The following is a 12773-nucleotide window of genomic DNA, read 5'->3' as shown; positions in this document are numbered from 1 at the left end:
GCTTGATTGAACTTGGCCGCGCGAGCGGCTAAGGCATCGGACCAAGTTCGGAGGGAATACATGACAACGCCCACGGCAGTGGCGCTGGAAGATGCCAAGGTCGCGTTCCGGCTGGGGGACGGGCGGGTCTATACGGCGGTGGAGAAGGCGCATCTGACGGTCGCGCAGGGCGAGTTCGTCGCCATCGTCGGCCCGACCGGTTGCGGGAAATCGACGCTGCTCAACGTCGCGGCCGGGCTGCTGAAGCCGGCTGCCGGGAGCGTCAAGATATTCAACCAGCCGCTCGCCGGGCTGAACCGGGATGCCGGCTATCTGTTCCAGGCCGATGCGCTGTTCCCATGGAAGACCGCGCTGGACAACGTCGCGATCGGGCTCGAAGTCAGCGGCACGCCGCGCAGCGAGGCGCTGCCGCGGGCGCAGAAATGGCTGACCTCGGTCGGCTTGGGCGCCTTCGCCGGCCGCTATCCGCATATGCTCTCGGGCGGCCAGCGCAAGCGCGTGGCGCTCGCGCAGGTGCTGATCCGCGATCCAAAGATCCTGCTGATGGACGAGCCGTTCGGGCCGCTGGATGCGCAGACCCGACAGGTGATGGGCAACCTCCTGCTCGACCTCTGGAACGCCGACCGCAAGGCCGTGCTGTTCGTCACCCATGATCTGGAAGAGGCGATCGCGCTCGCCGACCGCGTCGTGATCATGTCGGCGGGGCCGTCCTCCCGCATCATCGGCGACTGGCGCGTGAGCCTGCCGCGCCCGCGCGACATTTTTGAAGTCCGGCTGGACAAGGAGTTCCATGCGCTTCATCGCGAGATATGGAGCGTGCTCAAGGACGAGGTCATGAAGGGCTATGCGCAGTCCACGCAAGCGGCGGAGGCGGTCTGATGTCGCGCGTCACGCTGCTTGCGCTGCAAATCCTGGTCGCCATCGTCTGCCTCGTGCTGTGGCAATTGCTGACGACCGTGCCCGTGTTCGGCAAGATCCTGCTGCCGCCGTTCTTCTTCTCCAACCCGGTCGATGTCTTCGCCCAGATCGTCAAGTGGTTCTCATCCGGTGTGATCTGGAGGCATCTCGGCATCACGCTGACGGAATCGATCCTGGCCTTCGTGATCGGATCGGCCGGCGGCGTGCTGGTCGGCTTTTGGTTCGCGCGCCAGCCGCTGGTCGCCGCCGTGTTCGATCCGTACGTGAAGATGGTCAATGCGTTGCCACGCGTCGTGCTGGCGCCGATCTTCGCGCTGTGGCTTGGGCTGGGTATCTGGTCCAAGGTCGCGCTCGGCGTGACGCTGGTGTTCTTCATCGTGTTCTTCAACGTCTATCAGGGCGTGAAGGAGGTCAGCCGCACCGTGCTCGACAACGGTCGCATGCTCGGCATGAGCGAGCGGCAGTTGATGCAGCACGTCTATTGGCCGTCGGCGCTGTCGTGGATGTTCTCGTCGCTGCACACTTCGGTGGGCTTCGCCGTGGTCGGCGCGGTCGTCGGCGAATATCTGGGATCGGCGGCGGGGCTCGGCTATCTGATCCAGCAGGCTGAAGGCGTATTCGACGTCGCCGGCGTGTTCGCCGGCATGTTCGTGCTGTCGGCCTTCGTCATCCTGATCGATTTTGGCGTCACGCTGGTCGAGCGCCGTCTGCTGGTCTGGCGGCCGACCGTGGATGAGCGCGGCTAATCTACCTCGATTGCCTGCTGACTTTTATGTGATGGGCCGGCCGGAATAGAACGCGCGCCCGCGCGTCATACCCCCATGCAACCACCCGCATGGGAGTTCAGGATGCCCCGGTCACAGTTTCTCCTCGTCGTTGCGGCGCTCGCAGGCAGATGCCGGAGGCCAAAGCCCGGTTTCGGTACGGCGCTCATTTGCGCGCGCATTCTCGTCGCATTCGCGCTTCCTTCGCTGGTGCTCGCGCATGAATCTCATCCAGCCGTCCCACCGGCTGCGCTGAGTGCGGAAGAGCGTGCGTTCCTGGAAGAGAACGAAGCCGCGATGACCAAGATGATGAACGATATGGCGGCCAAGCCGACCGGCGATGTCGATCGCGACTTCGCCGCGATGATGATTCCGCATCATCAGGGCGCGATCGACATGGCGATCATCGAATTGCGTTACGGCAAGAACGAGCAGCTGCGACGCATCGCGCAGGAAATCATCGTCGACCAGATGCAGGAGATCGCGGCGATGAAGCTGGCGATCGGCAAGCCGGCGGCGGAGACGACGCCGGCTCCGACGCAGCCGTCGGCTGTTCCCGCCGCAAACGTTCATCAACATCCGGGCATGCAGATGGATATGTCCGCCGGAATGAAAATGAGGAAGTAGGAGCCGCAGATGACGACGTCGCAAAGCAACATCATGAAGAGCATTTTTCTGGCAGCCACCATGCTTGCCACCGGTTCCGTCGCATGGGCTGGGCAGGCGCCGGGCGCGCTGTCCGCGCCCGATATTCCGATCAGCCACCACGACCGCATCTACGCGGCGGAGCAGTTCTCGAATACGGTCTCGGTCACTGATCCCGTCGACAACAAGCTGCTTGGTGTGATCCGGCTGGGCGACCCGCAGCCCGGCAATTTCAGCCCACTGTACAAGGGCCAAGTCCTCGTGCACGGCATGGGCTTCTCGCCCGATCACAAGACGCTTGCCGTGGTGTCGATCGGCTCCAATTCGGTGACGTTCATCGACACCGCGACCAACGCGGTCAAGCACACGACCTATATCGGGCGGTCGCCGCACGAGGCGTTCTTTACGCCTGATGGCAAGGAGGTCTGGGTCACCATTCGCGGCGAAAACTATGTCTCCGTGATCGATGCGAAGAGTTTTGCGGAGAAAGCCCGCATCGCCACCCCGAACGGGCCGGGCATGCAGGTATTCTCCCCCGACGGCAAATACGGCTACATCTGCTCGTCCTTCAATCCCGAGACCGATGTCGTCGCGGTCGCCGAGCACAAGATCATCGCCAGGGTGAAGCAGGAGAGCCCCTTCTGCCCGAACATCGCGGTGACGCCGGACGGAAATCAGGTGTGGTTCACGCTGAAGGACATCGGCCGGACCCAGGTGTTCAATGCCAAGCCGCCGTTCAACCCGATCAAGACGATCGACACCGGTCCGATTACAAATCACGTCAACTTCGCGCACACCGCCAAGGGGACCTTTGCTTACGTGACCATTGGCGGACTGAACGAGGTGAAAGTGTTCCGCACCGACGATTTCTCGCAGGTCGCAACGATCCCGGTCGGCAATCTGCCGCATGGCATCTGGCCCTCCGGCGACGGCACGCGCATCTATGTTGGGCTTGAGAATGCCGACGCCCTCGCGGCTATCGACACCGCGACCAACAGTGTGGTGGCGAATATCCCGATCGGCCAGGCGCCGCAGGCGATCGCTTATGTTCCGGGAGCGGCGCCCGACCCGGATGATCGTCAGAACTTGCAGGCCCTCGGCATTGCCGGCCAGGTCGCCCATCTGTCGCTCGCCTCCAGGGACAGTTCGAAGGACGGCAAGGCGCCGACCAGCGTCTCGCTGTTCGACCAGGGCCTGATTCAGATTTTGCAGGCCTCGGTGACGGGCCTTCAGCCCAAGCAGAAATATGTGCTTGCACTGGCGGAACGCAGCGACGGGAGCGGGCCGCTGCAACCGCTGGCGGCTTTCATGACCAATCCGGCCGGATCGGCCATCGTCAACGCGGCCGGCCCGATCCGGCAGATCGTCGACCCGTCCGCCGTGGCAGGAAAGCGATATCTGGTGATTGCTTCCGGAGACGCGGCCGGGCCCGGCGAAGCGGTCCAGATCGAGACGCAATGACCCGCCGCAGGGCGGCAACGAAGTTCGGGCGGAGCGCCTCATGAAGGATATGCTGGTTCAGGTCGAGCCGCTGATCCCCGCGCTCCGTCGTTATGCGCGGGCGCTCGTTCGCGATCGCGCGGCTGCCGACGATCTGGTTCAGGATTGCCTGGAGCGCGCCGTCAGCCGCTGGCATCAGCGGCGCGACGGCAGCGTGCGCGCGTGGCTGTTCACCATCCTCCACAATCTGGCGGTCACGCAGTTCCGTCAAGCAACAGCGCGGGGCAGGCATATGCCGATCGACGATGCAGGCGAGAGTGAGCTCGTCAGCGCTGCCGCGCAGGAGCACAGGGTGATCTATCAGGATGTCCTGAACAGGCTGGCGAAACTTCCGGAAGAGCAGCGGGCTGTATTGCTGCTTGTTGCCGTCGAGGATCTCTCCTACGCCGATGCCGCGGCGGTGCTGAATATCCCGGTCGGGACCGTGATGTCGCGCCTGTCGCGTGCGCGAGAAAGGCTACTTCAGGAGATGGACGGCATTGCACCGGGGAACGTCGTGGCATTGCGGAGCATGAAATGAGCCAGCGGCCGATCACGGAGGATGATCTCCACGCCTATGTGGACCAGGCGCTCGAGCCCGAGCGTCGTGCAGAGATCGCATCCTATCTGGACGATCACCCTGACATCGCGGGGCGCGTCGTCGCTTTCGCCGCCCAGCGCGAGCAGTTGCGCGGCGCGCTGGCGTCGATCGCCGATGAACCATTGCCGTCCGCGCTGAACCTGTCGCGCATCATTGAGCGCCGGAAGCGGCGTCCCTTGCGGGCGTGGGCGGCGATAGCGGCGCTGTTGCTCTTGAGCATTGGCGGTCTCGGCGGCTGGACCATGCGCAGCCTGTTGCAGGATGGTTCGAGCGGACTGTCTGCGTTGGCGCAGGAGGCGGCTTACTCCTACGGAGTCTACGCTCCGGATCGCGTACGGCCGGTCGAGATACGAGCTTCAGACAGTGCCGAGCTGACGCAATGGGTCTCCAATCGGCTGAAACAGCCGGTCAAGGTGCCTAACCTTGCTGTCTCCGGCTATCGGCTGATGGGAGGACGCCTCGTTGCGACCTCGCATGGTCCGGCCGCGATGTTTATGTACGACGACGATCACGGCGACCGCCTTGTCGTGCTGACGCGTCCGATGAGCAATCCCAGGCAGGATACGCCGATGCTGCCGCAATCGACCGGCAATATTATGGGCTTCGCCTGGGCGGACAGGGGTATGGGCTATACGCTCGTCGCCCAGCTTCCAGCGGACACGCTCAAGCCGATCGCGAACGAGATCCGGAAGCAGGCGCGCCCGATCTAGCCCGGATTTCAAGAACGGGCCCGCGCATTGGCGCGAGCCCGGAAGCGCGATGGGTCAGTCCAGCAGCTTGGTGTCGTCGGGCGCCTGCGGCGGTGTCTTGATCGCGATCGCCTTGACCTGTCCGCTGATCGGCTTGGTGCCGCCATGCGGCGTCCCCTTCGGGATGATGACGAGGTCGCCCGGCTTCACCGTGACTTCCTTGTCGCCGAACCAGATCGTGCCGGTGCCCTCTAAAATGTACTGGATCTCGTTGGTGTTGGGATGCATGTGCTTGGGCACATTGCCGACCTGGATCGAGATGGTGGCGCCATCGGCGCTTGCGAACGTCTTGGAACGGTAGCCGACAGCGTTGGCATTCCCGAGTGCGTCGCCCTCCATCTCGGCGGTGTGAATGATCTGCGGGGCGATGTTCTCGGCGGCGAGCGCCGGCCGCATCAGGTGGGTTGCGCCGCACCCGGCGGCAAAGGCGGCGACGAGCGATAGCGTGATGGCCAGGCGATTCATGGGTAGTCCTCCCCGTGCTGATTATTATTCGAGCGATGGTATGCCGCCGGTACTTGCTTGACCAGCGGTCGGAAAGTCGCCGTCTCAAGGGCCGCATGCTGCTTTGCGGTGATCGGCCGATATGGTCGGCGTTCCCAGCGTTGCGCGTTTGCCACAGGGATTTGAAATAGGCGGCCATATTCGCGGGGCTGATCGACTTTAGTCGCCGGATTTGAATAACATGCCGCCAACGCTTGGATCGCTTCGGCGTTATTTTTGATGAGCGTTTGAGGAATATTTTGCGAATTTTCAGGTCTTGTCTGGGAATGCCTTTCGGTGGCTGCCGAATGTCGGGGGCTGTGTTCTTGGCGGCGATGTTGCCGCTGATGCTTTGGCCGATGGACGCTGCGAATGCGCAGTGCGTCGGTTTCCCGGTCCAGACCAATCAGACTTGCACCAATGGCGGGACGCTCGCTGATACCAGTATTCGGGGCATTGGCAATGTCGGCTTGCAGGATCTGGGGACGCTAAGTCTGACCAACACCGCGGCCGGCGTGATCTCCAGCAGCGGCTTCAGCAGTCTGGGCATCTTCGCCAATCAGGATTTGAACCTGACGAATTCAGGAAGTGTCGCTGCCGCGGGTGCTGCCAACAGCGCCGTTGCGGTGGGACGGGATGCCACCATTAGCAATTCCGGGATCATCCAGGCTGACGATGGTATGAGTAACGCTATTGTGGCTACGCGCGACGCCAACGTAATTAACTCCGGCACGATTTCGGCCAACGGTGCCCAAGGCACCGGTATTATCGCCAGTCGAAATGCCTATGTGATCAATTCCGGAAGCATCCTGACCGACGGCCCCGATGGCTTCGGTATTTTCGTCGATCTGCACACTGCCACCGTTATCAATTTCGGGGTCATCTCGGCCAATGGAAGCGGCGGCATCGGCATTGTCTCCGGCGAGACCGTCCTTGCGACCAATTCCGGCACCATCTCGGTGAACGGCGTCAGCGGCATCGGTATCAAGAGTTATCAAGACGCCAGTTTGACCAACTCCGGAATCATCTCGGCCGGGGACGGCGGTCGCGGTGTCCTTTCGATTCGAGATGCCACCGTAGCCAATACCGGCACGATCACTGCTTCCAGCACTGGCGTCGCCATTCACGCGCTGCGGAATGCCGCCGTGACCAATTCGGGGCTCATCAGAGCCAACGATACCGGCGGCACCGCCATTGCCGCCACCCAGATCGCCGACGTCAACAACTCAGGGCTCGTCCTGGGAAATCTGTTCGCCATCTCTGCAACGACCGCAAACGTGGTCAATTCCGGCACCATTTCGGTCGGCGGCTTCACCGCGCGCGCGATCCGCGCTTTTCAGGATGCCAACGTCACCAATTCCGGAGTCATTTCGGGCACGATCGCGGGCACGGTTGGAATTTCTGCGGGCCGAGACGCCAACGTGGTCAATTCCGGCACCATCTCGTCGTTGGGCGTCGGTACCGGCGTCGGTGCCGGTCGAGATGCAAATGTATTCAATTCCGGGTCCATTCTGGCTGACGGTCTGTCCGCTACAGCTATCATCGCCGTGCGAGATGCCAATGTGACGAATTCGGGCGTGATCGCTGCCAATGGACCCTCCGGCGTCGCGATCATCGGTCTTCAGAACGCCCATGTCGTCAATTCCGGAATCGTTTCGGCGAATGGTACGGGCGGCATTGCCATTTTAGTCGATCAGCACAATGCCACCGTGATCAATTCCGGCACCGTCTCGGCCGGCGGCTTCGGCATTCAGGCCTTTGGCTCTAGCAATTTGACCAATTCCGGGATCCTCAGCGGGCGGCTCGCCGCGCTCCAGTTCGTGGGATTGTCCGACACGCTCACCGTGCAGCAGGGATCGCGCATCGTCGGCGCCGTCAATCTTGGCGGCGGCGGCGACACCGTCAACATGCGGGCGGTCAACCAGAACCTCACCTTCGATACGCTGGCCGGCGCAACGGTGAACGGCACGGTGCCTTACGTGGTGTCGGGCAACCGGATCGCCTCGGTCGATCCGTCCTCGTTTGCAACGGCCGGCAGCGTGCTTGCCGATTTCTCGCGCAGCGTCTCTGCGATCGTGCCGGCATTCGACAGCGTGATGGCATCCGGTGGCGGCGTGTCCGCATTCGCTGCGCCCGATAGCGGCATGTCGGGCATCGCCGATGCCTTTGCCGGCATTCCCGGCCTTTCGGCCTATGCCTCGGACGAGGTTGCCTACAAGAGTCCGACCGCGGTTTATGCCGACGGCACCGCCGTGTGGGGCAGAGGGTTTGGCGGACGGCATGTGCAGGCTGCCGATGGCCTGCTGTCGCGCAACGTCACGACCTGGTATGGCGGTGCGATCGGCATCGACAAATCGCTGCGGCCGGATTTGCGGCTCGGCCTGTTCGTCGGCGCGGGCAGCACCCATAACCGCCTCGATCTGAACGGCGACGCCACCGACAGCAATCTCGCATTTGGCGGAGCCTACGCGCGCTACACGTCGGGCGCATCGTTCCTCAATGCGGCGCTGCAGGGCGGGGCCCTGCACAGTTCGACGTCTCGTCTGGTCAACAACAATCTCGTGGCTAATGGGTTGGAGACGGCGACCGCGGGTTACACCGGCTGGTACGTCAGTCCCGAACTGACATGGGGCCATCGCTTCGCGCTCGGAACGCTGCTCGATTCGCACTACGCGCTGACGCCGAACGTGCAGGTCCGTTACCTCTATGCCGGTTTCGACGGCTATACCGAGACCGGTACCACCGCGCCGCTGACGGCCGGCGGCCGCAATACGCAAAATATCGAGGAGCGGGCCGAGCTGAAGTTCATCCGAACCACGCAGATATCCCCGGCATCGCTGCTAACCATCCACCTGTCCGGCGGGGCGCTCGGTTTGCAGCGGGTCGGTGGCGATACGGTCAACGCCACCTTGCTCACGCAGCCGCTCGCCTTCACCGCACCGGGCGCGGGCAATGTCTGGGGTGGTTTCGGTGGCCTTGGCGTGGAATGGCAGTCGCGCAACGTGTCTCTTTTCGCTGCGGCCGAATATCTCGCGTGGAACAATTCGGGCTCGATCGTCAGCGGCCGGGGCGGCCTCCGCATCGGCTTTTAGTCTATCGTAGGCACGGCATCTTCTCAGGCGGCGCACGCTGCTCTATCGTGCGCCTCGAATTGAGACCGGAGGAAACCATGAAGAAACTGTTTGGCCGGCTCGCCGGCGCGTTGCTCGCGCTGACGCTCACCATCGGTCTTGCCGCGGCGCAAAGCAAGATCACGATCGCCATCGGCGGCGGCTCCTGCCTGTGCTATCTGCCGACGGTGCTGGCCAAGCAGCTCGGCGAATACGACAAGGCGGGGCTCAGTGTCGAACTGGTGGACCTCAAGGGCGGCTCGGACGCGCTCAAGGCCGTGCTCGGCGGCAGCGCCGATGTGGTCTCCGGCTATTTCGACCATTGCGTCAACCTCGCTGCCAAGAAGCAGGAGCTCCAGGCTTTCGTGGTCTATGACCGCTATCCCGGCCTCGTGCTGGTGGTTTCGCCCTCGCACACCAACGAGATCAAGTCGATCAAGGATCTCGCCGGCAAGAAGGTCGGCGTCAGCGCGCCCGGCTCCTCCACGGACTTCTTCCTCAAATACATGCTCAAGAAGAATGGGGTCGATCCCGCCAGCGCAGCCGTCATCGGCGTCGGCCTCGGCGCCACCGCGGTCGCCGCGATGGAGCAGGGCCAGATCGACGCCGCCGTGATGCTCGATCCCTCCGTCACCGTGCTCCAGGGCAGTCACAAGGATCTTCGCATCCTCAGCGACACCCGCACCCAGAAGGACACGCTCGAGACGTTCGGTGGCGAATATCCGGGCGGTGCGCTGTACTCGACCGCGGCCTGGGTTGCCGGCCACGAAAAGGAGACGCAGGCGCTGACCAACGCGATCATGGGCACGCTCGCCTGGATCCACTCGCACTCGCCCGAGGAGATCATGGCGAAGATGCCGGAGGAGACGGTCGGAAAGAACAAGGACCTCTATCTCGCGGCGCTCAAGAACACGATTCCGATGTTCTCCGAGACCGGCAAGATGGATCCGAAGGGCGCTGACGCCGTGCTCGCGGTGTTCAGCGTTGGCTCGCCCGAGGTCGCTAACGCCAAGATCGACGTCAGCAAGACCTTTACCAACAAGTACGTCGAGCAGGCCAAGAAGACCACGGGGAGCGCCAAATAACTGACGCGAAGGCGTGGTCATCAGGCGTCATGACGTCACCAATCATTCATCGCGTCAGCACCCTTGATCTCGCCGTGCGGCCGATCGTCTGGCCGTTCGCCGAGGAGCGGCGCGCCGAGATCGCCGCGCATTTCGCCGAGAAGCAGCGTGAGCGGCCGAAGATTTGGAACGGCCGTGTCCTGCTCGGGCGTGATCCCGTGTTTACGGATGGCCATTTCACCGCGACCTATTTCGAGACCGATTTCGCGAGCTTCCTCGCCTGGCGCGACTGGGGCATTCCCGACAAAGCCGTGTTCAACGGTTTCGGCATGGGTGCGCTGCGCACCTCCGACGGCGCCTTCGTGATGGGCGAGATGGCACAGCACACCGCCAACGGCGGGCGCATCTATTTCCCCTCGGGCACGCCCGACCTTGACGACGTCAGGGGCGACACGCTCGACATTTCCGGCAGCGTTGTCCGCGAACTCGAGGAGGAGACCGGCCTGACCGCGGCCGACTACCGTGCCGAGCCGGACTGGCATTGTGTCGTCTCGGGGCCCACGATTGCAATGATGCAAATTATCAACCTGGACATGCCGGGTGACGTGGCGCGTGCGCGGATCGAAGCCAATCTGGCGCGCGAGGCTGAGCCGGAGCTCTCGGCTATCCATCTCGTGCACGGGATGAGTGATCTCACGCCGTCCATGCCGCGATTTGTCACGGCCTTCGTCGAGCAGCAGTTCGCGTCGCGCTGATGCGCGAGGCTTGACATCGCTGCGCTCAGCCCATGTGATGGGCAAAAAAGTAAAAGCAAAAAGAATGCAATGCACAATCGTCCAGGGAGGTTTTGATGCGCGTGCGCATGGCTGCCCGTTTGGTGCGTGGGCTGTTGGTCGCGATATCCGCGACCGGCTTGGCGGTCTCCGCCCAGGCTCAAGAGAAGAAGATCAAGATCGGCGTCGTTTTCGATTTGACCGGACCTCTCGCCGGCGGCGGCTCTGAGCTCGGCTATATCGGCGCAAAGATCATTCTCGACCACTTCGCCAGGTCCGGCGTCGAGGGTTACAAGATCGAGGCGGTCTATGCCGACGCGCAGAGCAAGCCCGACATCGCCATCAACGAATCCGTCCGCCTGCTCGAGCAGGAGAAGGTCGACATGGTGCTCGGCTTCTTCTCGTCGGCGCAATGCGTGCCGGTGGCCGCGCGCGTCGAGCAACTCAAGAAGTTCATGTGGATGACGACCTGCATCTCGTCGGCCGTGTTCAACGAGAAGGGTTACAAATACGTCTTCCGCCCGCAGGCGAGCGGCGACCAGTTCGGCATGATGACGATGGATTTCATCGCGCAGAACGCCAAGGCGAAGTTCGACAAGGAGCCGAAGGATCTGCGCGTCGCCATCATCCACGAGGACGGCGCCTATGGCGTCGACGTGTCCAAGGGCAACGAGGCCGGCGCGAAGAAGGCCGGCTTCAATGTCGTGATGAAAGAGGGCTATTCGGCCACCGCACCTGACCTCTCCGCGCTGGTGACCAAGTTGAAGCGCGCCAAGCCCGACGTGATCTTCCACACCGGCTACAATCCGGACATTACGCTGCTGTTGCGCCAGGCCCGCGAGCAGGGCCTGAAGTTCGGCGCCCTGATGGGGCATGGCGCGGGCTACGGCGTCTATGAGAAGCTGAAGGAAGGCATGGGCGCCGATGCCACCTACATCTTCAACACCGACCCCATCTCGATCTGGCTTGCCAACCAGAAGACCATGGATCCGAAGCTCCCTGCGGTGATCAAGATGGTCGGCGAGGAGTTCGACAAGATCCGGCCCGGCGTCGCCATCCGCTCGGCTCATGTCGGCATCGGCGCGTCCAACACGTATGTGTTCATGAATGACGTCCTGCCGCGCGCGATCAAGAAGTACGGTGGCGTCGATCCAGATGCGCTGCGCAAAGCGGCGCTCGACACCGACATCCCAGAGGGCGGCACCATGCTCGGCTTCGGCGTCAAATTCTACGGCGAGGGCACGCCGATGGCCGGGCAGAACGAGCGCTCGTTCCCGGTCGTGATCCAGTACATCGACGATAAATCCTCGGTGGTGTGGCCCAAGAGCCAGGCGCAGCGCGAGGCCGTGCTGCCGCTGCCGAAGGGCACCACCTACAGCAACCAGTAGCGCAAATACGCGGAGTAAGGAGGGCGGAGCGGTGCTGGAAGTCAGCGGGCTGGTGAAGCGGTTTGGTGGCTTCACCGCTGTCAACACCGTGTCGTTCAAAGTCGATCAGGGCGAGATCCTCGGCCTGATCGGCCCCAACGGCTCGGGCAAGAGCACGATCTTCAACATGCTCTCCGGCACGCTGGCGCCGACCTCGGGATCGATCCTGTTTGGCGGCTCCGAGATCGCGGGTCTCGCACCACATCGGATCATCAACGGCGGCATAGGGCGCACCTTCCAGATCCCGCGGCCATTCCGCCGCCTCACCATTTTCGAGAACGTCGCGCTCGCGGGATTCTACGGCCAGGGCCGCCACAGCCGTGCCAGGGCCGAGGAGGCGGCCGAGCGATCGCTGGCCATGGTCGGCCTGCCGACCGATCGCCACGCCAGCGTCGATGGCCTCGGCGCAGCCGGCCTGAAAAAGCTCGAGCTGGCGAAAGCACTCGCGACTGCGCCAAAACTGCTGCTCGCCGACGAGAGCCTCGGCGGGCTCGACGAAGCCGAGATGGGCCAGGCCGCCGACATGTTGCGCAACATCCGCGACGAGCTCGGCATCACCATCATCTGGGTCGAGCACATCATGGGCGTCCTGATGCGCGTCGTCGATCGCGTGATGGTGCTCGACCACGGCGAAAAGATCTCGGAAGGTCTGCCGAGCGCGGTTGCCGGCGATCCGCGCGTCATCGAGGTCTATCTCGGCACCGATGCCGAGACCACGCAGGCGGCGGCCGCCGAAGCGCGCCGCCGTGCGGGAGGATAG

Annotated in this window: 12 protein-coding genes; 11 read left to right on the top strand and 1 reads right to left on the bottom strand. The window is 63.2% G+C overall.

Annotated elements, in window-relative coordinates; translation table 11 throughout:
* The first annotated feature begins 60 nt into the window (after positions 1-60).
* The 6 genes from ABIB06_RS27210 to ABIB06_RS27185 all read left to right on the top strand — a co-directional run bounded on the left by ABIB06_RS27210 (position 61) and on the right by ABIB06_RS27185 (position 5117).
* The gene (locus tag ABIB06_RS27210; RefSeq protein WP_247341368.1) at positions 61-879 is read left to right on the top strand and encodes an ABC transporter ATP-binding protein; all 819 of its coding nucleotides are present in this window, start codon (positions 61-63) and stop codon (positions 877-879) included.
* Positions 879-1664, top strand: a complete 786-nt coding sequence (locus tag ABIB06_RS27205; protein ID WP_247341370.1) for an ABC transporter permease — start codon at positions 879-881, stop codon at positions 1662-1664. Before ABIB06_RS27210 ends, ABIB06_RS27205 begins: the two co-directional genes overlap by 1 nt.
* A gap of 102 nt (positions 1665-1766) precedes the next feature.
* Positions 1767-2309 carry a DUF305 domain-containing protein gene (locus ABIB06_RS27200; RefSeq protein ID WP_247341372.1) on the top strand — a complete coding sequence of 181 codons (543 nt, stop codon included), beginning with the start codon at positions 1767-1769 and terminating at the stop codon, positions 2307-2309.
* A gap of 9 nt (positions 2310-2318) precedes the next feature.
* Positions 2319-3788: a YncE family protein gene (locus ABIB06_RS27195; protein WP_354051049.1), complete on the top strand. Its 1470-nt coding sequence runs from the start codon at positions 2319-2321 to the stop codon at positions 3786-3788.
* A 40-nt stretch (positions 3789-3828) separates the two neighbouring features.
* Positions 3829-4347, top strand: a complete 519-nt coding sequence (locus ABIB06_RS27190) for a sigma-70 family RNA polymerase sigma factor (RefSeq protein WP_247341376.1) — start codon at positions 3829-3831, stop codon at positions 4345-4347.
* Positions 4344-5117: an anti-sigma factor family protein gene (locus ABIB06_RS27185; RefSeq protein ID WP_354051051.1), complete on the top strand. Its 774-nt coding sequence runs from the start codon at positions 4344-4346 to the stop codon at positions 5115-5117. Before ABIB06_RS27190 ends, ABIB06_RS27185 begins: the two co-directional genes overlap by 4 nt.
* A gap of 54 nt (positions 5118-5171) precedes the next feature.
* Here the strand turns inward: ABIB06_RS27185 and ABIB06_RS27180 are convergent, their stop codons facing one another.
* Positions 5172-5621 (bottom strand): cupin domain-containing protein, encoded by a 450-nt coding sequence (locus ABIB06_RS27180; RefSeq protein WP_247341381.1) that lies wholly within the window; start codon positions 5619-5621, stop codon positions 5172-5174.
* Positions 5622-5947: 326 nt separating this feature from the next.
* Here ABIB06_RS27180 and ABIB06_RS27175 point away from each other — a divergent pair, with 326 nt between their 5' ends.
* The 5 genes from ABIB06_RS27175 (at position 5948) to ABIB06_RS27155 (ending at position 12773) form a co-directional block, all read left to right on the top strand.
* Complete coding sequence (locus tag ABIB06_RS27175; RefSeq protein WP_354051054.1) at positions 5948-8731, top strand: autotransporter outer membrane beta-barrel domain-containing protein; 2784 nt, start codon at positions 5948-5950, stop codon at positions 8729-8731.
* A 77-nt stretch (positions 8732-8808) separates the two neighbouring features.
* The gene (locus ABIB06_RS27170) at positions 8809-9834 is read left to right on the top strand and encodes an ABC transporter substrate-binding protein (protein WP_354051056.1); all 1026 of its coding nucleotides are present in this window, start codon (positions 8809-8811) and stop codon (positions 9832-9834) included.
* A 29-nt stretch (positions 9835-9863) separates the two neighbouring features.
* Positions 9864-10568 carry an NUDIX hydrolase gene (locus tag ABIB06_RS27165; protein WP_354051057.1) on the top strand — a complete coding sequence of 235 codons (705 nt, stop codon included), beginning with the start codon at positions 9864-9866 and terminating at the stop codon, positions 10566-10568.
* A gap of 95 nt (positions 10569-10663) precedes the next feature.
* Positions 10664-11974 (top strand): ABC transporter substrate-binding protein, encoded by a 1311-nt coding sequence (locus tag ABIB06_RS27160; RefSeq protein ID WP_354051058.1) that lies wholly within the window; start codon positions 10664-10666, stop codon positions 11972-11974.
* A gap of 31 nt (positions 11975-12005) precedes the next feature.
* A complete protein-coding gene (locus tag ABIB06_RS27155; protein ID WP_354051060.1) occupies positions 12006-12773 on the top strand; it encodes an ABC transporter ATP-binding protein in 768 nt (255 codons plus the stop codon).

The organism is Bradyrhizobium sp. LB8.2 (assembly GCF_040548035.1).
Lineage (GTDB): Bacteria > Pseudomonadota > Alphaproteobacteria > Rhizobiales > Xanthobacteraceae > Bradyrhizobium.
The sequence above is the reverse complement of the archived record's forward strand: the minus strand, read 5'-3'. Positions and strand labels throughout refer to the sequence as shown.